The organism is Kitasatospora sp. MAP12-44 (assembly GCF_029892095.1).
Lineage (GTDB): Bacteria > Actinomycetota > Actinomycetes > Streptomycetales > Streptomycetaceae > Kitasatospora.
Genome location: NZ_JARZAE010000004.1, coordinates 4,406,173 through 4,428,607 on the forward strand (window position 1 = coordinate 4,406,173; position 22,435 = coordinate 4,428,607).

15 protein-coding genes are annotated in these 22,435 nt (G+C 71.6%); 12 read left to right on the forward strand and 3 right to left on the reverse strand.

Translation table 11 applies throughout. The features are described 5' to 3' along the window. Positions 1 to 36: 36 nt before the first annotated feature. From P3T34_RS20505 to P3T34_RS20515, 3 genes are all read left to right on the forward strand, one after another. Positions 37 to 339, forward strand: coding sequence for a hypothetical protein (locus P3T34_RS20505; protein ID WP_280667483.1), 303 nt, complete (start codon positions 37 to 39; stop codon positions 337 to 339). A gap of 232 nt (positions 340 to 571) precedes the next feature. After that, positions 572 to 1,690, forward strand: a complete 1,119-nt coding sequence (locus tag P3T34_RS20510; protein WP_280667484.1) for a peptidoglycan bridge formation glycyltransferase FemA/FemB family protein — start codon at positions 572 to 574, stop codon at positions 1,688 to 1,690. Between the two features lie 61 nt (positions 1,691 to 1,751). Continuing rightward, positions 1,752 to 2,783: an alanine racemase gene (locus P3T34_RS20515; RefSeq protein ID WP_280667485.1), complete on the forward strand. Its 1,032-nt coding sequence runs from the start codon at positions 1,752 to 1,754 to the stop codon at positions 2,781 to 2,783. Here P3T34_RS20515 and P3T34_RS20520 read toward each other — a convergent pair. Then, positions 2,780 to 4,369: a glycosyltransferase 87 family protein gene (locus P3T34_RS20520; protein WP_280667486.1), complete on the reverse strand. Its 1,590-nt coding sequence runs from the start codon at positions 4,367 to 4,369 to the stop codon at positions 2,780 to 2,782. The two genes, P3T34_RS20515 and P3T34_RS20520, sit on opposite strands and share 4 nt — an antisense overlap. Positions 4,370 to 4,481: 112 nt before the next feature. Continuing rightward, positions 4,482 to 7,115, reverse strand: a complete 2,634-nt coding sequence (locus tag P3T34_RS20525; protein WP_280667487.1) for a transglycosylase domain-containing protein — start codon at positions 7,113 to 7,115, stop codon at positions 4,482 to 4,484. Between the two features lie 426 nt (positions 7,116 to 7,541). Between P3T34_RS20525 and P3T34_RS20530 the strand changes: the two genes are divergently transcribed. From P3T34_RS20530 to P3T34_RS20545, 4 genes are all read left to right on the forward strand, one after another. Continuing rightward, the gene (locus tag P3T34_RS20530) at positions 7,542 to 8,225 is read left to right on the forward strand and encodes a PadR family transcriptional regulator (RefSeq protein WP_280667488.1); all 684 of its coding nucleotides are present in this window, start codon (positions 7,542 to 7,544) and stop codon (positions 8,223 to 8,225) included. Between the two features lie 133 nt (positions 8,226 to 8,358). Beyond that, entirely contained in the window at positions 8,359 to 9,441 is a 1,083-nt protein-coding gene (locus tag P3T34_RS20535) for an inositol-3-phosphate synthase (RefSeq protein WP_280667489.1), read from the forward strand. Positions 9,442 to 9,554: 113 nt separating this feature from the next. Continuing rightward, positions 9,555 to 10,889, forward strand: coding sequence for an MFS transporter (locus tag P3T34_RS20540; protein WP_280667490.1), 1,335 nt, complete (start codon positions 9,555 to 9,557; stop codon positions 10,887 to 10,889). Positions 10,890 to 10,980: 91 nt separating this feature from the next. Continuing rightward, a complete protein-coding gene (locus P3T34_RS20545) occupies positions 10,981 to 11,967 on the forward strand; it encodes a hypothetical protein (RefSeq protein WP_280667491.1) in 987 nt (328 codons plus the stop codon). A 55-nt stretch (positions 11,968 to 12,022) separates the two neighbouring features. Here P3T34_RS20545 and P3T34_RS20550 read toward each other — a convergent pair whose 3' ends face one another. Next, the gene (locus P3T34_RS20550) at positions 12,023 to 13,450 is read right to left on the reverse strand and encodes a CCA tRNA nucleotidyltransferase (protein ID WP_280672255.1); all 1,428 of its coding nucleotides are present in this window, start codon (positions 13,448 to 13,450) and stop codon (positions 12,023 to 12,025) included. A gap of 341 nt (positions 13,451 to 13,791) precedes the next feature. Here P3T34_RS20550 and P3T34_RS20555 point away from each other — a divergent pair, with 341 nt between their 5' ends. The 5 genes from P3T34_RS20555 (at position 13,792) to P3T34_RS20575 (ending at position 22,359) form a co-directional block, all read left to right on the forward strand. Further along, positions 13,792 to 16,071, forward strand: coding sequence for a DUF6049 family protein (locus P3T34_RS20555; RefSeq protein WP_280667492.1), 2,280 nt, complete (start codon positions 13,792 to 13,794; stop codon positions 16,069 to 16,071). Between the two features lie 209 nt (positions 16,072 to 16,280). After that, positions 16,281 to 18,566 (forward strand): murein biosynthesis integral membrane protein MurJ, encoded by a 2,286-nt coding sequence (gene murJ, locus P3T34_RS20560; RefSeq protein ID WP_280667493.1) that lies wholly within the window; start codon positions 16,281 to 16,283, stop codon positions 18,564 to 18,566. A 209-nt stretch (positions 18,567 to 18,775) separates the two neighbouring features. Then, complete coding sequence (locus P3T34_RS20565) at positions 18,776 to 20,671, forward strand: serine/threonine protein kinase (protein WP_280667494.1); 1,896 nt, start codon at positions 18,776 to 18,778, stop codon at positions 20,669 to 20,671. Positions 20,672 to 20,725: 54 nt separating this feature from the next. Then, a complete protein-coding gene (gene sigM / locus P3T34_RS20570; RefSeq protein WP_280667495.1) occupies positions 20,726 to 21,448 on the forward strand; it encodes an RNA polymerase sigma factor SigM in 723 nt (240 codons plus the stop codon). After that, complete coding sequence (locus P3T34_RS20575; RefSeq protein WP_280667496.1) at positions 21,445 to 22,359, forward strand: zf-HC2 domain-containing protein; 915 nt, start codon at positions 21,445 to 21,447, stop codon at positions 22,357 to 22,359. Before sigM ends, P3T34_RS20575 begins: the two co-directional genes overlap by 4 nt. The last annotated feature ends 76 nt before the right edge of the window (positions 22,360 to 22,435 follow it).

A 22,435-nucleotide genomic window follows, 5' to 3' on the forward strand; every position in this document is an offset into this window, starting at 1 on the left:
CACGCGCATCCTCGCCCTCCGCAGGAGGTGGGTTCCATGGCACAGTCCGTCCGCCGATTCCCCGCACTCACGCTGAACACCGATGGCCGCCCCCACCCCAGGGAGAACACCCTGCTGGGTATCACCGTCGTCTTCGGCCTGGTGGCCTTCATCTCCTCCGGCTTCTACAACCTGCATCTGCTCAGCTCCTGGACGGGGCTGGGCGGGATCGTCACCGGCCTGTGGGCTCAGTTCATCTCCGTCACCACGGCCGAACGCTTTGTGATTGTGATCGCCCTGGCGATGTCCGTGATCGGTTTCGGACTCGGGCTGGCCCACGGTGGGCTCTACAGCAGTTAGCCCCACCGGCACCCGCGCACGACGGACGGCGTTCCCCCACACGGCCGGGGGGACGCCGTCCGTCGTGCGCCGGACGTCCCGCGCGCGCTCCTGACGGCCCTAGGGTTCCGTCAACGCGCCGCATCGGAGACCCCCCGAAACGGACCATTCGGGCGTTAGGGTCACACCAGCCCGCGCATCGCCCGCCGTCGCCACCCCCGCTGTCCCGAACCAGCCAAGGAGCACCGAGAGCATGAGCCTGCGTCTGAGGACGATCACCCGCGAGGAGCATCTCTCCTTCGTCAGGAGCCTGCCGTCCGCGAGCCACATGCAGGTGCCGTCCTGGGGCGAAGTGAAGGCCGAGTGGCGCAGCGAGTCGGTGGGCTGGGTGGACCCGACGGGCGCGGTGGTGGGTGCCGGGCTGGTGCTGTACCGGCAGTTGCCCAAGGTGAAGCGGTACTTGGCGTATCTGCCGGAGGGTCCGGTGATCGACTGGTTCGATCCCGACCTGGACCGCTGGATGCAGCCGCTGCTGGCGCATCTGAAGGCGCAGGGGGCGTTCTCGGTGAAGATCGGGCCGCCGGTGGTGGTGCGGCGCTGGGAGGCCTCGACCATCAAGGAGGCGGTGGCCGGCCAGGAGGCGAAGCGGCTGCGGGACGTGGAGCCGGACTGGTACGAGCCGCGGGCCTTCGAGGTGGCCGACCGGCTGCGGCGCTCGGGCTGGCTGCAGGGCGAGGACGGCGGCGCCGGGTTCGGCGACGTGCAGCCGCGCTACGTCTTCCAGGTGCCGCTGGCCAGCCGCTCGCTGGACGATGTGCAGCGCGGCTTCAACCAGCTGTGGCGGCGCAACATCAAGAAGGCCGAGAAGAGCGGCGTGGAGGTGGTCCAGGGCGGCTACGAGGAGCTGGCGGTCTTCCACCAGCTCTACCTGGTGACGGCCGAGCGGGACCGCTTCACCCCGCGCCCGCTGTCCTACTTCCAGCGGATGTGGAAGGCGCTGACCTCCGAGGACCCCAACCGGATGCGGCTCTACATCGCCTACCACGAGGGCGAGCCGCTGGCGGCGACCACCATGCTGACGGTGGGTGAGCACGTCTGGTACTCCTACGGCGCCTCCGCCGACCACAAGCGCGAGGTCAAGCCGTCCAACGCGATCCAGTGGCGGATGATGCGCGACTCCTACGCGCTGGGCGCCGGGATCTACGACCTGCGCGGCATCAGCGACACCCTCGACGAGGACGACCCGCTGTTCGGCCTGATCCAGTTCAAGCTCGGCACCGGCGGCCAGGCGGCCGAGTACCTGGGCGAGTGGGACTTCCCGCTCAACAAGCTGCTGCACAAGGCCCTTGACCTCTACATGTCCCGCCGCTGACGCCCCTGCCGTACCCGTTCCCGCACCACCTGCACGAGAAGCACCACCTCGGGAGAGCTCGATGACTCTGTCGCTGTACGTGGACACCGACCGCTGGCGGGCGCATCAGCACGCGCTGGTCGCCGAGTTCCCCGGGCTGGTCCCGGTGGCCAAGGGCAACGGCTACGGTCTGGGCAACGACCGGCTGGCCCAGGAGGCCGCCCTGCTGGGCGCCCCGCTGCTGGCGGTCGGCACCGCGGCCGAGGCCGCCGGGGCGCTCGGCCGGTTCGAGGGCGAGCTGCTGGTGCTGACGCCGTACCGGATCGGCGAGGACGGACCGGCGCTACCGTCCCGGGTGCTGCGCACGGTGGCGAGCGTGGAGGCGGCCAGGGCGCTGCCCGGCGCCCGGGTGGTGGTGGAGTGCATGACCAGCATGCGCCGGCACGGGATCGCCCCCGGGGATCTGGTCCACCTGGCGCGGGCCGTCGACGACGTCACCTTCGAGGGCTTCGCGCTGCACCTGCCGCTGGACCGGCCGGACGGCTCCGACCCGGCCGTCGAGGTCTCCGCCTGGGTGCAGGCGATCGCCGCGGCCGGCCTGCCCGTCGACACCGTCTATCTGAGCCACCTGAGCGCCCACGGGGTGGCCTGGCTGACGGTGCGCCACCCGCACACGCGGTTCCGCTCGCGGATCGGCACCCGGCTCTGGCTGGGCGACATCGTCGCCCTGGAGGCCCGGGCGACGGTGCTGGACGTGACGCCGGTCGTCAAGGGCGAGCGCTACGGCTACCGCCAGCACAAGGCCCCCGCCGACGGCCACCTGCTGGTGGTCTCCGGCGGCACCGCGCACGGCGTCGGGATGGAGGCGCCGAAGTACGTGCACGGGCTGGTGCCGCGCGCCAAGGGCATCGCCCGCGCGGGCCTCGCCACCGTCAACCGGACGCTCTCGCCCTACCAGTGGGCCGGACGCCAGCTCTGGTTCGCCGAGCCGCCGCACATGCAGGTGAGCATCCTGTTCCTGCCCGGCGACGGCAAGCCGCCGGCCCTGGGCGACGAGCTGCCCGTCAATGTGCGCCACACCACGACGCACTTCGACCGGGTGACCGACCGCTAGGAGTCCTCGGGGACGGGCTCCTCGGCGGCCCAGTCCACCTGGTCCAGCTCCTCGGACCGGCTGTCCGCCAGCCAGTCCTCCCGGCTCATCGGCGCGTACGCGGCGTAGGACTGCGCCTCGCGCAGTCGGGCGGCGGTGCCGATCACGAACCGGTCCGGGGCCAGGTCGAGCACGCCGCCCGACGGGTCGTCACTGCCGTCCCAGCGGACCGGGTCGCGGTCCGGGCGCAGGATGTCGCGGATCACCATGGCGCACAGGTAGAGCGTGCCGACCAGGTGCAGCATGATCGCGAAGTGGTACCAGTCCTGGCCGATGCCGTGCTGCTTGGAGTCGCCGGTGTAGGCCAGGTAGGACCAGATGCCCAGGAAGTACAGCACCTCGCAGGCCTGCCAGATCAGGAAGTCGCGCCAGCGCGGCCGGGCCAGCGCCGCCAGCGGGATCAGCCAGAGCACGTACTGCGGCGAGTAGACCTTGTTGGTGACGACGAAGGCGGCAACTGCCAGGAAGACCAGCTGGGCGTAGCGCGGACGGCGCGGGGCCGACAGGGCGAGCCAGCCGATGCCCAGGAAGCAGGCGATCAGCAGCCCGGCGATCCAGTTGTTGAGGCCGTCCAGCGACGCGTTGCGGTCCTGCATCAGGATCATCCAGAAGGACCCGAAGTCCTCCTTGCGGCTCTGACTGAAGGTGTAGAAGGTGACCCAGCCGTCCCAGCTGGCGATCATGATCGGGACGTTGACGAGCAGCCAGGCGCCGACCGCGCCGCTGGTCGCCTGCCAGAAGGCCCGCCAGCGGCCGGCCCGCCAGCAGAGCACCAGCAGCGGGCCGAGCAGCAGCAGCGGGTAGAGCTTGGCGGCGGTGGCCAGACCGATGAAGATGCCGGCCCAGACGGTGCGGCTGTTCGCCCAGTACGCCATCGCCACCGCGGTCAGCGCGACCGCCAGCAGGTCCCAGTTGATCGTGGCGTCCAGCGCCAGGCAGGGCGCGAGGGCGAAGAGCAGCGCGTCCCAGGGGCGGCGGCGGTGGGTGCGGGAGAGCGCGATCGCGGTGACCACCGCGCAGATCAGCAGCATCCCGGCGTTGGCCATCCAGAACCAGCGCTCGCGGTCCTGGATCAGACCACCGTGCGGGGTGAGCCAGGCGGCGATCTGCATGAAGCCCCCGGTCAGTACCGGGTACTCAAGGAACTTCATGTCCGGCGTCGGCTGCGGCAGCATGTCCAGATACGGGTGCAGGCCGTCGGCGAAGCCGCGCGCGGAGTACAGGTGCGGGATGTCGCTGTAGCAGGCGTGGGTGTACTGGGCGGTGGCGCCGAAGAACCAGCCGCTGGTGTAGCAGGGCAGCTTCTGAACCATGCCCAGCACGTAGGTGACCACGGTGAAGAGCGCCAGGACCCGGGCCGGGATCCACCAGGAGACGCCCAGCAGGGCCCGCCGACCGGGCGGGCCGCCGAGGAGCTCGCTGCCGGCCGCCGCGACCGGGTCCTCGTCCGCGGGGACGACCACGGTGTTGGGCAACGGCCCCTCCACGGCAGCGGCCGCGGCCGCTGCCTCGGGACCGGTGGCTTCGTCACGCGCGATGGACGTCATGGCGGACATACTGCCGCACGACGGTGATCCGGACGAGAAGGACCCCGCGAGCCGTCCGCCGCAGACGGCCGTGGCGGCCCCGCACCGAAGTGCGGGGCCGCCACGGCCGGTCCTAGTTGAGCAGTCCGCCGCCCGGTGAGGCGGGCGCGGTCCCCCCGCCGGTAGGCGGCGGGGGGCTCGAATGACCGTGGCCTGGCTTGGACGGCGGCGGGAAGCCCGTCGGACCGCAGCCGAAGAGCGACTGCGCGGGGTCGCAGCTGGCGCCCGGGCTGCTGGGTGCGGAGGGGGAGCCCGTCACGGTACCCGAATCGCCGGGCTGCGGCTGGGACGGAGCACTGGTGACCGGGGCCGCCGGGGCGCTGGTGGGAGCCGTGGCCGTGTTGGTCGCCGAGGTGGAGGGCGAGGGCGAGGCGGTGCTCGGCGCGCCCGAGGAGTCGACCTCGGTGTTGATCGGTTCCGGCGCCGGGAAGTCCACCACCGGGGTGTTCGCCAGTGCGGCCTTCATGTACTGGGCGAAGATCTCGGTCGGGAGGTTACCGCCGTAGAAGCCGCCGACCGCGCCGCCGGTGCCGGTCAGCGAGAGCAGCGCGGGGTTGCTCGGGTCCTCGCGGAACATGCTGACCGCGGTGGCCAGCTGCGGGGTGTAGCCGTCGAACCAGGCGGAGACGCCCTTGTCGGTGGTACCGGTCTTGCCGGCGATCGGACGGCCGACCGCCTGGGCCTTGGTGCCGGTGCCTCGCAGCACCACGCCCTGCAGGACGTCGGTGATGTTGTCGGCGACCGCCTGGTCGAGCACCGGCTTGGGGGTCGGCTTGGTGAAGGCCGGCCTGGCCACACCGTTGAGCTCGACCTTGGTCACCGAGTACGGGTCGGTCTGCTGACCGCGCGCGGCGAAGACCGAGTAGGCCGAGGCCATCCGGATCGCGCTCGGGGTGGAGGTACCGATCGCGAAGGAGGCCGTGTTCGGGTCGGAGAAGCTCTCCTTCTTCAGACCCATCTTCTCGGCCAGCGCCATCACGTTCGTGCCGCCGACATCCTCGCCGAGCTGCACGTACGGCACGTTCATGGACTGTTCCATGGCCTTGCGCAGCGTCACGAAGCCCGGGTCGCCGGGGTCGTCGTTCTTCTGCCGGAACGGCTTGTTGTTGGCGTCGAGCACGAGCGAGCCGTCCGGCTTGCGGATGGTGCTCATGTCGGCGCCGCTGTAGCGGCTGTCCTCGTTGATCCGGGTGGGCTTGCCGTCCGCGCCGGTCTGGGTCAGCACGCCGACCTGCATGGCGGTGGCCAGCACGAAGGGCTTGAAGGTCGAGCCGACCGGGACGCCGGAGGCGTCGGCGTTGTTGACGAAGTGGTTCTGGTCGTAGCCGGGGCCGCCGTAGATGGCCACGATCGCACCGTCACCGGGCACCACCGAGGCCGCGCCGACCTGGACGTTGGTGTCCGTGGTGGGCCGCTTGGCGGGGTCCAGGTTGGCGGCGCTGATCTGGTCGACGGCTGCCTTGAGCTCGTCGACCTTGTCCTTCTGGAAGGTGGTGTAGATCCGGTAACCGCCGATCGCCAGCGAGGCGTCGGTGATCGTCGGGTCCTGGGCCTCCATGTACTTGTTGGCGGTGTCGACCAGGTAGCCGATCTCGCCGTTCATGGCGGTCGCGGTCTTGTTCGGGATCGGCATCGGGAACACGTTGCACTTGGCGCGGTCCGCCGCGCTCAGCGTGTGGCCGACCACCATCCGGTCGAGGACGTAGTTCCAGCGCGCCGTCTCACGGACCAGGTTGGCCTTGCTGAGGCTGGGGTCGTAGTCGGCGGCGCCCTTGAGCAGGCCGGCCAGCATCGCGCTCTGGCAGACGTTCAGGTCACTGGCGTTGACGCCGTAGTAGGCCTGGGCGGCGGCCTGGATGCCGGAGCCGCGACCGAAGTAGCTGGTGTTCAGGTAGCCCTCCAGGATCTGGTCCTTGGAGAGTTTCTGATTGATCTTCAGTGTGATGAAGAACTCGCTGAGCTTGCGGCTCAGCGTCTGGTCCTGGCTCAGGTAGGCGTTCTTCACATACTGCTGGGTGATCGTCGAGCCACCCTGGGTCGGTCCGCCGGTCGCCATGTTGTAGACAGCGCGGGCGATGCCCTGGGGGTCGATGCCGCTGTCGGTCTTGAAGGTCTCGTTCTCGGCGGCGATGACGGCGTTCTGGACGTTGGGGCTGATCTGGGAGAGCGGGACGATCTGCCGGTTGGTGTCGCCCTTGCGGGTCATCTCCGAGCCGTCGGCCCAGTAGTAGATGCTGTTCTGGTCCTTGATCAGGTCATTGGCGTTGGGGATCACCGTCATCGCGTAGGTGACGCCGATGGCCGCGACCCCGCTGCCGAAGAACACCAGGAAGATCGTCAGGCACTGCCGCCAGGACGGCAGCCAGCGGCGGACGCCGCTCTTTCCCCAGCGCGGGTAGTCGATGAAGCGCTTCTTGCCGGGCGGCTTCGCGGCGCCGCCGGCCGGATCGCCCGCGCCCTTGCGGCCGCCCTTCTGGGTGGCCTTGCGCATCTCGGCCCGGGTCAGCCGGGGCTGCTGGGAGGTCTGCCGAACGCCTCTGGGACCGCCCGGTGCTCCGGGACGGCCGGCCCTGGGGCGCCCAGGGGTGTCATAGGACGGCGTGCCCTGCGGCGGAGTGCCGTAGGCGTACGGCTGTCCGCCGTGCTGTCCCTCGGGTGGTTCTTCGCCGCCGCCCGAGTTGGACGACCTGCGCCGGTGTTCACTCATTGTCCAGTAACTCCTAGGCCAGGCACGGGCGCCTGAAGACAGGTTCCCCTTCCAATGCCCGCAACCGCCCTAGGCCTTGTGTACGGCCGCGCCCCGGTGGTGGTCCTCGTGCACACGCGACAGCGTACGCATCCTGAAACGTTGACTAATCGGGCATCAGGTACTTATCACCGCAAAACAACCCCAGATCATTACATCCCCGTTGCCAAGACCCCCCGAGTTGGCCTCGACCTGCGGTTCGAACGGCCTTCCGGAGCTCTTGTGATCCCTTTCACCCGTGCCCCTCTTGCCCCAATCGTGACCTCGGCCTATCGTTCTCGATATATCGAGTCGATACATCGCAACGGCATATAGTGCTGGCGAGGTGCAACGAGATACCGCAGGCTCCCGGCAGGGGCCCAGGAGCGCGAGAGGAGGCCGGACAGCGTGAGCAGGCGCTCAGGAGTGCTGGAGTTCGCCGTTCTCGGCCTGCTGCACGACGCTCCGATGCACGGCTACGAGCTGCGCAAGCGTCTCAACGTGCTGCTGGGCTCGTTTCGTGCCTTCTCCTATGGCACGCTCTACCCCTGCCTGAAGAACCTGGTCGCCCAGGGTTCGCTGGTCGAGGACAACCCGGACACCGAGTACGTCCCCGCCACCGCGCTGAACGGCAAGCGCTCGAAGATCGTCTACCGGCTCTCCTCCGAGGGCAAGGAGCGCTTCGAGGAACTGCTCGCCGACTCCGGCCCGGACGCCTGGGAGGACGAGCACTTCGGGGTGCACTTCGCCTTCTTCGGTCAGACCGACCGGGCCGTGCGGATGCGCGTCCTGGAGGGCCGCCGCAGTCGGCTGGAGGAGCGGCTGGAGCGGATGCGCAGCTCGATCGCCCGCACCCGCGAGCGGTTCGACGACTACACGCTCGAACTGCAGCGGCACGGCTTGGAGTCGGTGGAGCGCGAGGTCCGCTGGCTGAACGAGCTGATCGAGACCGAACGGGCCAACCGGAGCGGGCGCAACACCGCGCCGCCGGGAGGCACCGGAACACCACAGTCTTCGGACGGCCGTGGCGACGAGGACGGATCCCCGGATCCGCCGCGGCCACCGTACGACCGCCCGGGGCGCTCCTTCTAGGAGTGCCGCCACCGCGTCTGCCCTGAGCCACGCGGCGGAAGTGGGCGCAGCGCGCCCGTCAGACAGTCAGATGAGAAGCAGGACGAGGATCGTCGGTCTCCGGCGAGCCTCACGAGAACAGGGAGCAACCGGAATGGGTTCGGTTCGCGTAGCCATCGTGGGCGTCGGCAACTGCGCCGCGTCGCTGGTGCAGGGTGTCGAGTACTACAAGGACGCCGACCCGGCCGGCAAGGTCCCCGGGCTGATGCACGTGCAGTTCGGCGAGTACCACGTCTCCGACGTGGAGTTCGTCGCCGCGTTCGACGTCGACGCCAAGAAGGTGGGCCAGGACCTGGCGCACGCCATCGGCGCCAGCGAGAACAACACCATCAAGATCTGCGACGTGCCGCCGACCGGCATCACCGTGCAGCGTGGTCACACCCTCGACGGCCTGGGCAAGTACTACCGGGAGACCATCGAGGAGTCCGACGAGGCTGCGGTCGACATCGTGCAGGTCCTCAAGGACCAGCGGGTCGACGTCATGGTCTGCTACCTGCCGGTGGGTTCCGAGGTCGCCGCCAAGTTCTACGCGCAGTGCGCCATCGACGCCAAGGTCGGCTTCGTCAACGCCCTGCCGGTGTTCATCGCGGGCACCAAGGAGTGGGCGGACAAGTTCACCGAGGCCGGCGTGCCGATCGTCGGTGACGACATCAAGTCGCAGGTCGGCGCCACCATCACGCACCGCGTGATGGCGAAGCTCTTCGAGGACCGCGGTGTCCTGCTGGAGCGCACCATGCAGCTGAACGTCGGCGGCAACATGGACTTCAAGAACATGCTCGAGCGCGAGCGCCTGGAGTCCAAGAAGATCTCGAAGACGCAGGCCGTCACCTCGCAGATCGTCGACCGCGAGCTGGGCGCCAAGAACGTCCACATCGGCCCGTCGGACTACGTCCAGTGGCTCGACGACCGCAAGTGGGCCTTCGTCCGCCTTGAGGGTCGTGCCTTCGGTGACGTTCCGCTGAGCCTTGAGTACAAGCTCGAGGTCTGGGACTCCCCGAACTCGGCCGGCGTCATCATCGACGCGGTGCGTGCCGCGAAGATCGCGCTGGACCGTGGCATCGGTGGCCCGATCCTGTCGGCGTCCTCGTACTTCATGAAGTCCCCGCCGGTGCAGTACTTCGACGACGAGGCTCGTGACAACGTCGAGAAGTTCATCAAGGGCGAGGTCGAGCGCTGAGCGAAGCTCAGTTCGCGATTGTCCTGGCTCGGCGCTGAGCGCTGACTGCTCGTTAGTGACTACGGCCGATGTTTCACGTGAAACATCGGCCGTAGTCATGACACTCTGAGCGGGTGGCGATCACCAGAAGGCCCGCTCCGGCCCCCCGCACCAAGCCCACCGGCCACGCCACGCTCCGCGGGCTGCTCCGGACCCGCGACTTCCGCCGGCTGCTCAGTGCGCGGCTGCTCTCCCAGCTCTCTGACGGGGTCTTCCAGGTCTCACTGGCCTCGTACGTGATCTTCTCGCCGGAACGGCAGTCCAGTCCGGCCGATATCGCCTCGATGCTGGCGGTGCTGCTGCTCCCGTTCTCCGTGATCGGCCCGTTCGCCGGGGTCCTGCTGGACCGCTGGCGCCGACGGCAGGTGCTCTTCCTCGGCAACCTCGCCCGCTTCGGCCTGGGCCTGATCACCGCCGGACTCCTGCTCGGCCGCGCACCCGAATGGCTCTTCTTCGGGGCAGCCCTGCTGGTCACCGCGCTCAACCGGTTCATCCTGGCCGGGCTCTCGGCCGCACTGCCGCGGGTCGTCGAACCGGCCCAGCTGGTCACCGCCAACGCCGTCTCCCCCACCCTGGGCACCGTCGCGGCCGCGGCCGGCGGCGGCATCGGCTTCCTCTTCCACCAGGTGCTGCCACCGGGTCAGAAGGCGGACGCCGCGCTGGTGACCATCGCCGCCGCGCTCTACCTCAGCGCCGCGCTGGCCGCGCAGCGGATGGAGCCGGAGCTGCTGGGGCCCGAGCACCACCCCGACCGCCCCGGCCTGCGCGCGGCGCTCGGCCAGGCCGGACACTCGCTGGCGGAGGGCATCCGCCACCTGGTCCGGGACGGCCGGCCGGCGGTGCACGCGCTGGCGGCGGTCACCGCGGCGCGGTTCTGCTACGGGGTGCTGATCGTCGTGGTGCTGATGCTCTCCCGCTACACCTTCAACGACCCCGGCGACAGCAAGGGCGGACTGGCCACGCTGGGCACCGCGCTCGGCTTCTCGGCCGTCGGCTTCTTCCTGGCGGCCGTGGTGAGCCCGTGGTTCACCCGCCGGCTCGGACTGACCGGCTGGATGGTCGCCTGCCTCGGCTCGGCCGCGGTCTTCGTCCCCGCGCTCGGCCTCCTGTTCGCCGAGGGCCCGGCGATGGTGGCCGCGCTGCTGCTCGGGGTGGTGACCCAGGGCAGCAAGATCTGCGCCGACACGATCGTGCAGCACGTCGTCGAGGACGACTACCGGGGCCGCGTCTTCGCGCTGTACGACGTGCTCTTCAACGTGGCCTTCGTCGCCGCCGCCGGGGTGAGCGCGCTGGTGCTGCCGCTGAACGGGCGCTCGGTGCCGCTGATGGTCGGGGTCGCCCTGCTGTACGCGCTCAGCGCGGCGCTCTACGCCCGGGCCTGCCGGCGAACTCCTCCGTCCGCCAACTAGTGCTCCAGGGAACGGACTAGGGAACCGGGCGGTCAGCGGGACTCGCTAGGGTACGTCACTGTCCCGTCGGGCCACGTCCTGGGAAGTCCTCGTGAGCACTCCGTACCCACCGCCGAACCCGTACGCCCCGCAGGGGCCGCCGGTACCGAATCCGTACGCCGGGCCGGTGCCGCCGCCGGCTCCGGGCGGCTACCCGCCGGCGCCCGGGTACGGCTACCCGGCCCCGCCTCCGCCCGGCTACCAGCAGCCGAGCCCGTACGGCTACCCGGCCGCGCCGGCACCGAGCGGCTACGCCTACGGCTACCAGGGCGGCACGCCGGGCGGGCCGACCTGCCGGATCTGCGGCGGCTTCCCCGCCGCCGACGTCACCGTGCACGGCCACCGCGGGATGATCCTGGTGATGCGGTTCCTGCGCCAGCCCGGGCCGTACTGCCTGGTCTGCGGCACCGCGACGGTCCGCGACATGTCGCAGCAGACCCTGCTGCGCGGCTGGTGGGGCTACTTCTCGTCGGTCTTCACCCTCATCGCGCTGCTGCGCAACCGCGCCGCGTACGCGAAGATCCGCCAGCTGCCACCACCCGCCCCCGGCACACACGGCCCGCAGCCGGACCCGGGCATGCCGCTGACCAAGCGCGGGGCGATCTTCATGCTGGTCGTGCCGGTCCTGCCGCTGCTGCTCATCCTGGTGCTGGCGATCGCGCAGTTCGCGTTCTACTCGAACGCGCCCGCGACCGCCGTTCCAACCCTGAGCTCCTCGCAGCCCCCGGTCAGCACGCCCACCGACTCCGGGCCCGCCAGCACCGGCCCTGCCAGCACCAGCCCCGGCGGCGTGCTCACCGCCCAGGCCGGCGACTGCCTGCACAACGAGCACCAGAGCACCGGCACCGACGACCCCGACCCGGTCATCGAGGTGCTGCCCTGCAGCGACCCCACCGCCGAGTACAAGGTGGTCGGCCGGATCTCCGGGACCAGCGACGGATCCACCGCCTGCCAGCAGCAGTACCCGACCGCGAACAGCTGGTACACCCGCGACGAGGGCGACAAGAGCTTCGTGCTCTGCCTGGCGCCCAACCCGTGAGCCCCGGCCGGCGCTGAGCCGGTGGCCCGTCGAGCGAGGGGCCACCGGCTCGGTGCTACGCCTGCTGCTCGGCGGCCCACCACGCCTTCAGCGCGGCCACCGCCTCCTCGTGCTCCATCGGGCCGTGCTCAAGACGCAGCTCCAGCAGGTGCTTGTAGGCCTTGCCCACCTGCGGCCCGGGCTTCAGCTCCAGCAGCTCCATGATCTGGTTGCCGTCCAGCGCCGGGCGGATGGCGTCCAGCTCCTCCCGCTCCTTCAGCTCGGCGATCCGCTGCTCCAGGCCGTCGTAGGTGCGCGACAGGGTGGCGGCCTTCTTGCGGTTGCGGGTCGTGCAGTCCGAGCGGGTCAGCGCGTGCAGCCGCTCCAGCAGCGGCCCGGCGTCGGTCACATAGCGCCGGACGGCGGAGTCGGTCCACTCACCGCCGCCGTAGCCGTGGAAGCGCAGATGCAGTTCGACCAGCTGCGCGACGTCCTCGACCAGCTCCTTGGAGTACTTCAGCTCCCGCATCCGCTTGCGGGTCATCTTGGCGCCGACGACCTCGTGGTGGTGGAAGGAGACGCGCCCGTCCGACTCGAAGCGGCGGGTGCGCGGCTTGCCGATGTCGTGCAGCAGCGCGGCCAGCCGCAGGGTCAGGTCCGGACCGTCCTGCTCCAGCGCGATGGCCTGCTCCAGCACCGTCAGCGAGTGCTCGTAGACGTCCTTGTGCCGGTGGTGCTCGTCGGCCTCCAGCTGCAGGGCCGGCAGCTCGGGCAGCACGAAGCCGGCCAGGCCGGTCTCGACCAGCAGCCGCAGGCCCTTCACCGGGTGGTCGGAGAGCAGCAGCTTGTTCAGCTCGGCCTGGACCCGCTCGGCCGAGACGATGGTGATCCGCTCGGCCATCGCGGTCATCGCCGCGATCACCTCGGGGGCGGGCGTGAAGTCGAGCTGGGCGGCGAAGCGCGCGGCCCGCATCATCCGCAGCGGGTCGTCGGAGAAGGACTCCTCGGGCGTGGCCGGCGTGCGCAGCACCCGGGCCTCCAGGTCGTCCAGGCCGTGGTGCGGATCGACGAAGCCGCGGCCGGGCAGGTCCACCGCCATCGCGTTCACGGTGAAGTCCCGGCGGACCAGATCCTGGTCGATGGTGTCGCCGTAGGTGACCTCGGGCTTGCGCGAGGTGCGGTCGTACGCCTCGGAGCGGTAGGTGGTGATCTCGATCAGAAAGCTGCCGTCGGTGGTGTCCTTGCGGGCGCCGACCGTGCCGAAGGCGATGCCGACGTCCCAGACCGCGTCCGCCCAGCCGTTGACCAGCTTGAGTACCTGCTTGGGCCGGGCGTCGGTGGTGAAGTCCAGGTCGTTCCCGAGCCGGCCGAGCAGCGCGTCCCGTACCGATCCGCCCACCAGGGCCAGCCGGAAGCCGGCCGCCTGGAAGCGTCGGGCGATCTCGTCCGCCACCGGGGAGACCCGGAGCAGCTCCTGGAGGCCGCGCGTCTGGGCCGCGCTCAGCCCTGGCAGGGCCGTCGCGTCGGCAGCGGAAAGGGGGATCTCGGCACTGGAATCATTGGCGTGGGACACGGCACACAAGCCTACGTGGCCGAGCTCCCCTCCCGCCCGCAGGTTTATCCCGCACCCCCGCCGCCGCTCATCCCAAGGCCCGCAACACTGCGGGCCCGCCAACGTCGTTACCATGCGGGTGGGGAAAACCCGGCGCGGCACCGCGAGCCGTTCGAAACGGCGCACGGTGGCATCCTGCGGCGGCCGAGCGGGACAGCACCAGGACAGCGCGGAACACCGCCGCGCGACGTGGACGATGACGACAGCGAACCGGAACGGCGAGGGCGAAGCGCGTGGGTGAGCCAGCACGGCACACGGGAAGTCCCCGCAGGTCGGGCGGCAGGCCGGGGCGAAGCGCCCGGTTCGCGCTGGGCACACTGGCCGCCGGCTGTGCGATGGCCCTGCTGGGGGTCACGGCCGCCCCGCCCGCCCTGGCCGCCAACTCCGACACCCCGGTGGTCGTGGCCATCACCGGCGTCCAACCGACGGCGCCCGGTGCCAGTGGCGCCCTGGTCGTCTCCGGCCTGGTGGCCAACAGCGGCTCCGGCACGATCAGCCACCCGCATGTCGCGCTGGAGCTGGGCCGCGGCAAGCAGCCGCTGGCCACCCGCAGCGACATCGCCACAACGCTGGCCAGGACCGGCCCGACCGCCGCCGACGGCAAGGAGCTGACCGAGGCGCAGCCCGTCCAGCTGAACGATCTGGCGCCCGGTGCCTCGGCCCCGTTCCAGCTCACCGTGCAGATGGGCGACCTGAAGCTCGACCAGAGCGGCGGTGTCTACGAGCTGGCGGTGGACGTCCAGGACGACAACGACCAGGTGGTGGGCATCGCCCGCACCGTGCTGCCGTACCTCCCGGACGCCAAGGACATCCAGCCCACCAAGATCGCCACGCTCTGGCCTCTCACCCACGCCCCGGAGATGGTGGCCCAGACCACCGACACGGACCAGACCCCGGTGCTGCGCGACGACAGCCTCGCCGCCGACCTGGGACCGAACGGCCGGCTCGGCCAGCTGGTGTCGATCGGGGCCAAGATCCCCTCGCTGACCTGGGTGATCGACCCGGAGCTGCTGGACACCGTCTTCGCGATGACCAAGCCCTACCGGGTGCAGATGCCGCAACCCGGGCACGGCGGCGACCCGGCCAAGGCCGCCAACACCACCGCGGGCACCGGCCAGGCGGTGGCCACCGCCTGGCTCGCCGCGCTGCGCAGCGCGGTCGCCACGGGTGGCTCGCAGGTGGTCGCGCTGCCCTACGCCGACCCCGACCTCGCCTCGATCGCGCACAACGGCGCCGGGCTCAGCGGCCTGGACACCGCGATCGGCAAGGCCCACACGGCGGGCAAGGTCACCGTCGAGGGCCGGCTCTCCACGGACGTCACGGACGATGTCGCGTGGCCCTACCTGGGCTACCTCGACCAGCCGACCGCCGCCGCCGCCCAGCGGATGGGTGACTCGGTGGTCCTGGTGAACGGCGTGAGCATGCCGGAGTCCTCCTCCTCGCTCAAGCACACCCCGAACGCCGCCCGGCCGATCGGCAACGGCCAGACCGGGGTGGTCGCCGACGCCACCATCTCCGGGCTCTTCCAGAGCGACCTGTCCAATGCGTCGAGCAAGGTCGCCGCGGAGCAGCGGTTCCTCGCCGAGACCCTGGCGGTGACCCTGGAGCAGCCGAACAGCCAGCGCAACCTGCTGGTGATGCCGCCGCGCGAGCTGACCGCCGCGACCGCGCAGACGCTGGCCACCTCCCTGCAGGCCGCCCAGGACGGCAAGTGGGCCGCCACGGCCACCCTGGACACCGTGGCGGCGGCGCCGGCCGATCCCAAGGCGGACACCTCGGTGCCGTCCGGCGGGTCCTACCCCGGCTGGCTGCGCACGACCGAGCTGTCGACCGGGGATCTCGGGGCGGTCTCCGAGATGCAGCCGCACGTCGACCAGCTGGCGCGGATCCTGACCCTCCCGCAGCGGGTCAGCAGCCCGTTCAGCGCCGCGATGCTCCGCTCGGTCTCCACCGAGTGGCGCACCCAGCAGAAGGCCGGCCAGGACTTCCGCACCAACACCCAGGAGTACCTGGCCCAGCTGACGAACGCCGTGGCCATCGCGCCCAAGAGCAGGGTCGTCACTCTCGCCGGTGATTCCGGGCTGCTGCAGGTCAGCGTCAAGAACGACCTCACCCAGACGGTGCTCAACCTCCAGCTGCGGCTCACCTCCAAGCAGCCGAACCGGCTGAACGTCAGCGAGCCGTCGTCGATCGTGCTGGGCCCTGGGCAGAGCACCTCGATCCGGTTCACCGCCCAGGCCAAGGGCAACGGCGAGGTCCCGATGACCGCGCAGCTGTGGACGGTCGGCCCCGACGCCCAGCCGTACGGCTCGGAGGTGCGGTTCAACGTCGACGTCACCCAGGTGCCCAGCGGCGTGTGGTGGGTGGTCGGCTCTGGCGGGCTGCTGGTGCTGCTGGCCGGGCTGCGGATCTACCTGAAGCGCAAGAAGCGCACCGAGGAGCCCGAGGACCCGGACGCCCCGCTGACCCTCCCCGATGGAGTGGACGCCCCGTCAGGCGCCACGAGGATCTGAGCCTGCCTGACAGCCGCTGGCGGCGGCGATCGGGCGGCCGGCAGCCGCGTCGAAAGCCGGGATCGGGCGGGCGGTGATGAGACAGTAGGTCTCTGGGACCGAGCCGGTCCACCGCAGGCGGGCGGCACCACCGTCCGCCCGGCGTCGGCCGACCGGTCCGAGGCCGCCGGAGTGCCCGCGCGGCCGGACCCGGACAGCGAAGAGGTGGCATGAGCGGGCCGCGGGACGAGCGAGTACAGGGCCAGGAACGCGGACGGGGCCGGACCGACAACGCACCCGGCCCGGCAGCACCCGGCGACGAGCAGGACTGGTACCTGGCCGACACCTACGCCCAGGATCCGTTCGCCGCCGACCCCTACCCCACCGTCGGCGGGCCAGGACCGTACGACCGCACCGCCGACGAGCCGCCCGCACCCGCCGCCCGGCCTGACGAGCCATCCGTCGTCGAGCCATCCGTCGTCGAGGCAAGCGCCGTCGAGGCCTTGGCGGAGCCGGCCGCCGTGCCGGCCTCGCGCTGGGCCGGCCGCGCGGCCGCCCTGATGGCCACCGCGGCCGCCAAGTCGAGCGGCGAGGACCGCAAGGACGGCGACAGCGCCGAGTACGTCGGCGTGGACGCCCTGCTCAGCGGAGTCGGCGCCGCCCACGCGGGCGCCTCGGAGGGCACGCCCCCGGCGCCGCCGGAGAAGCCATTCGTCCCGGTGATCGAGTTCGACCCGCCGCTCAGCGCCGAGGAGGCCGACCTGCGCCTCCCGGAGCCCCCCGGCGATCCGGTCCCCGCCGCCGAGCTGCCCGCCGCAGACAACCTGCTCGCGGACGGGCCCGACGACCCGGACGCCGCGCAGGAGTCCGGCGGCAAGGTCGCCGGGCTGCTCAACTCCAGCGCGGTGATGGCCGCCGGCACCCTGGTCTCCCGGGGCACCGGCTTCCTGCGCACGATGGTCATCGCCGCCGCGATCGGCGTCGGCACGATGGGCGACTCCTACTCGGCGGCCAACACGCTGCCCACCCTGCTCTACATCCTGATCGGCGGCGGCGCCCTGAACGCCGTCTTCGTCCCGCAGCTGGTCCGCAGCATGAAGCAGGACGAGGACGGCGGCACCGCCTACGCCAACCGCCTGCTCACCCTGGTGATGGTGGGCCTGGCCGGGGTGGCGTTCGTCGCCGTGCTGGCCGCTCCACTGCTGGTCCAGCTGATCTCGCACTCGCTGATGCGCAACCCGGCCAGCGCGGACACCACGGTGACGCTGGCCCGCTACTGCCTGCCGACCATCTTCTTCATGGGCATCCATGTGGTGATGGGTCAGATCCTGAACGCCCGCGGCCGCTTCGGCGCCATGATGTGGACCCCGGTCCTCAACAACGTCGTGGTGATCTTCACCTTCGGGATGTACCTCTGGGTCTTCGGCGCCTTCCAGAGCAGCCGGGTCACCCCCGAGAGCATCTCCCCCGAGGGGCTGCGGCTGCTGGGCATCGGCACCCTGCTGGGCCTCACCGTCCAGGCGCTGGCGATGATTCCGTACCTGCGGGCCGCCGGCTTCGCCTTCCGCCCGCGCTTCGACTGGCGCGGGCACGGTCTCGGCAAGGCCGCCCGGCTGGCCAAGTGGACCTTCCTCTTCGTACTGGCCAACCAGGCCGGCTACCTGGTGGTCACCCAGCTCGCCACCGCGGCGGGCAGCGCGGCCGAGTCGGCCGGCCACCTCGGGGTGGGGCTGGCGGCCTACTCCAACGCGCTGCTGATCTGGCAGCTGCCGATGGCGGTGATCACCGTCTCGGTGATGAGCGCGGTGCTGCCCCGGCTCTCCCGCTCGGCGGCCGACGGGGACGCCGGCGCCGTCCGCGACGACCTGTCGTACGGGCTGCGCACCTCGGCCGTCGCCATCGTCCCGGCCGCCTTCCTCTTCCTGGCGCTCGGTCCGCAGATCGGCAGCGCGATCTACGGCCTGGGCAACGGCGGCAGCGTCGCGCACGGCACCACCGCGGTCGGCTTCATGCTCTCCGCCTTCGCGCTGGGCCTGATCCCCTACTCGGTGCAGTACGTCCTGCTGCGCGGCTTCTACGCCTACGAGGACACCCGGACGCCGTTCTCCAACACCGTCTGGGTGGCGGTCGCGCAGGCCGGCACCGCGGTGCTCTGCTACCTGCTGCTGCCCGCCCAGTGGGCCGTCACCGGGATGGCGCTGGGCTATGGTGCCTCCTACGCGGTCGGCGTGGCGGTGGCGCTGCCCAAGCTCAAGCAGCGGATCGGCGGGCTGGACACCGGACGGATCGCCAAGACCTACGCCCGGCTGGCGATCGCCTGCCTGCCCGCCGCGCTGTCAGGGTTTCTGGTCGCCACCGCGCTGACCGGCCTGCTGCACGGCTGGCTGGGCAGTGTGGTCACCGTGCTGGTCGCCGCGGCGGTGCAGGTGGCGGTCTTCACAGCGCTGGCCCGCAGGCTGCGGATCGAGGAACTCAACGCGATGATCGGCATGGTCCGCAGCCGACTCGGACGCTGACCTCGCCTCAGTTCGTCCACCCACTGATCCGATCGGCACCTAAGCGCAACCAGTTGGCTGCCTCACCGGTCGTACCCGGGTGGGAAGAGTGGGCACAATTGTCATCGAACGACTTGGTCTGCAGACCCGGGTCCTCGTACGACCGCTCTCCCGAGGGCCGGGGCGACCAGGGCACCGGACCGGGCGATACAAGGGGAGGCAGGACGACGGTGGCTGATGGCACCAAGGCAGTCGTCGACACGTCAGCGGCCGAGGAGGAGCCCGAGGTGACGGCACCGCTCTCCGCCTCCGAGATCGCCGCCGAGCTGACCGGCCGCGCGGCTGCGGCCACCGACGAGGACGCCGACAAGGACAAGGACGAGGACGCCGGGCCGACGCCGGAGGACCCCGCGGCCGAGACCTCGGACGAGATCTCCGACGAGGTCTCGGCCGAGCCCGTGGACGAGCCGGCGGCGGAGGCGGTAGCCGAGGACTCGGCGCCCGCCGGACTCCCCGACGACCTCCCGGTGCCGCAGCGGCACAGCGGCGACAAGATCGCCGACCGCTACCGGCTCGAGGAGTGCACCTCCCAGTCGACGGTCTTCAGCAGCTGGCGAGCGGTGGACGAGAAGCTCCGCCGCGCCGTCGGCGTGCACCTGCTGGCGGCCGGCCACCGCCGGGCCCAGGATGTGCTGGCTGCCGCCCGTTCCGCGGCCCTGCTGGGCGACCCGCGCTTCGTCCAGGTGCTCGACGCGGTCCAGGAGGGCGAGCTGGTCTACGTGATCCGGGAGTGGCTGCCGGACGCCACCGACCTGGCCACGCTGCTCGCCTCCGGCCCGTTGGAGCCGTACGACGCTTACCAGATGGTCCGCCAGGTGACCGAGGCCGTCGCCGCCGCGCACCGCAGCGGCCGCTCGCACCTGCGGCTCACCCCGCGCTGCGTGCTGCGCACCGACACCGGCCAGTACCGGATCAACGGCGTCGCCGTGGACGCCGCGCTGCGCGGGCTGCCGGACGAGGACGCCGAGCTCGTCGACACCCGCGCGATCGGTGTGCTGCTCTACGCCTCGCTGACGCACCGCTGGCCCTACCCCGAGGACCGCTACGACCTCCAGGGCCTGCCCAAGAGCCTCGGCTGCGTGCCGCCCGACCAGGTCCGGGCCGGCATCCACCGCGGTCTGTCCGACCTCGCCGCCCGTGCTCTGTGCGACCCGCCGCCGCACCACCTGGAGCCGATCACCACCCCGGCCGAGCTGGCCAAGGCGATCGCCCTGCTGCCCAGGATCCGCCAGCCCCTGCCCGATCCCGCGCAGCCGGGGCTCGCCCCGCCGCGCTACTCGGTGCCCGAGCCGGTGGCCGCCCGGACCAGCCGCGAGCCCCGCCCGGCAGTCACCCGCCCGAACCCCGCCCGCCCGGCGGCCGGCCAGCACACCACCGCCCTGCACACCGCCGGCTGGCCCGCGCCGGTGCGCCTGGAGCCGGGCGCCACCCCGTCCGCCCGGCGGCGAGGCAGCAAGCGCATGCTCAAGTGGACCGTCTCGGTGGTCCTGCTGGCCGCGATCGGCTACGGCTCCTGGCACCTCGCGAGCCAGCTCGGCGGCGGCCAGAAGCAGGCCCTCGGGGTCACCGGCATCGCCGGCTCGCCCACCCCGTCCGCCGTCTCACCGGCCGCTCCGACCAAGCCGCTGACCATCGCCGGCGTCACCTCGTTCAACCCGATGGGCAGCGGGCCGATGCACCCCGACCAGTTGCCCTTCACCTACGACAACAACCCCAGCACCGCCTGGCACACCGAGACCTACCGCGACAACCTGCCGACCCTCGGGCACGGCACCGGTCTGCTGGTGGACCTGGGCTCGGTGGCCTCGGTCAGCGAGGTCTCCGTGCAGTTCGCCGGCGGCGACACCACGGCGGAGCTGCGGGTGCCCAGCGGCACCGCCGCCACCGCGCCCACGCAGTTCACCGACTTCGGCGCCGCGCTCGCCACCAGCACCGGCGCCACGGCCGACTTCCGGCCCAGCGCACCGGTCCACACCCGCTACCTCTTGATCTGGTTGACCAGCCTCCCCAATGATGGGGCCGGCGGATATCAGGGCCAGGTCGCCGAGATCAAGGTCGCCGGCTAGGCGTCCCGTTCCGCGAAGCCGGCGGGCGGCCCGAGCGGCAGAGAGGGATAGCAGATGGCGCAGTCACCGCAGCAGCAGCTGTCCGAGGCCGGCGAGCCGAACGACGCGGAGCTGCTGGCCCGGCACGTCGCGGGCGATCAGGCGGCCTTCGGCCTGCTGGTGCAGCGCCACCGCGACCGCCTCTGGGCGGTGGCCGTGCGCACTCTCGGCGACCGCGAGGAGGCCGCCGACGCGCTCCAGGACGCGCTGGTCTCCGCCTTCCGTGCCGCACACACCTTCCAGGGCCGCTCCGCCGTCACCACCTGGCTGCACCGGATAGTGGTCAACGCCTGCCTCGACCGCGCCCGTCGCACCGCCAGTCGCCGCACCGGCTCGCTGGACGAGGACCCGCAGCAGCTGGACACCCTGGTCGGCAATGCGGAGTCCACCGACGCCCTGGTGGTCCGCCAGGAGCTGCGCCGGGAACTGGCGGTCGCGCTCGACACCCTGCCGACCGACCAGCGCGCCGCCATCGTCCTGGTGGACATGCAGGGCTATCCGGTCGCTGAAGCGGCCGAGGTGCTCGGGGTGCCGGTCGGTACGGTCAAGAGCCGCTGCGCCCGCGGTCGGGCCCGCCTGCTGCCGCTCGTCCGCCATCTGCGCGGCGGCGATGTTTCACGTGAAACATCGACCCGCCCGCCACCGGGGAACCCAGCGGGCTCCGGCTCCGTCCCATCGAGGGGTCCCGCCGTCCCCGTCCAACAGCTGAGCCTGGAAGGAGATGCGACGCACCGATGACGTACCAGGCACCCGAACCCGTCGAGGCCGCTGCAGGCGCGTCCCACCCCTCCGTGGATCGGCTCGCCGACCTGCACGAGGAGCTGCTCGCCCCCGCCGAGGCCGCTGCCGTGCGCGCGCACCTGGCCGGCTGCCAGGAGTGCTCCGACACCCTGACGGCACTGAGCGAGCTCACCGACCTGCTCGGCGCCGACGAGCCGCCGGCCATGCCGGTGGACGTCGCGCTGCGGCTCGACGCCGCACTGGCCGCCGAGGCCGCCAGGGCCACCGAGGTCACCGAGGCCGCTGCGACGGCTGGGCCGCAGCCGCGTCCGGCCGGGCGGGCCGCACCCGCCGCACCGCCCACCCGGACCGACCGGCACTCCCGGCCCGGCCGCCCGGCCTTCCGCCGCCGGGCCCGGCTGCTGCTGGCCACCGCGGGCTGCCTCGCCGTGCTCGGTCTGGGGGCCGCCCTGCTCGAGTCCGGCACTGCGGCCGGCCCGAGCGGGAGCGCGGCGGACCGCAACGCCGCGGCGGTCACCGGCACGGCGCCGGGAGGCTCGGCCCAGCAGGCCGAGAGCGGCACGCTCTACAGCGCGGACCGGCTCCCCGCCCAGGTCCGGCAGCTGCTGGCCGACCAGTCCTCCGGCCCCGGCAAGAGCGTCCCGCACGCCACCAGCCAGACGCAGGACGCCACCCCCACCACTCAGCTCCCGGCGTGCGTGCGGTCGGCGGTCGGCAGCGACGCCGGTGACTCCCCGCTCGCCGTCGGGCACGGCAGCTATGCCAGCACGCCGGTGGACGTCTACGTCTTCCCGATCGCCGCCGACCCGAGCCACCTGGACGTCTACCTGCTCGACGCCGGCTGCGCACTGCACGCCGGCGCGGCTCCCGCCGCCGTCGAGCTGCACCAGGTGGTGCCGGCCCACTGAAGCACCCCTGCCACCCCTGTCCCACATCCATCCGGTGGGCATCGGCGCGGCGGGGGCTGGGAATGCGGGACACTGG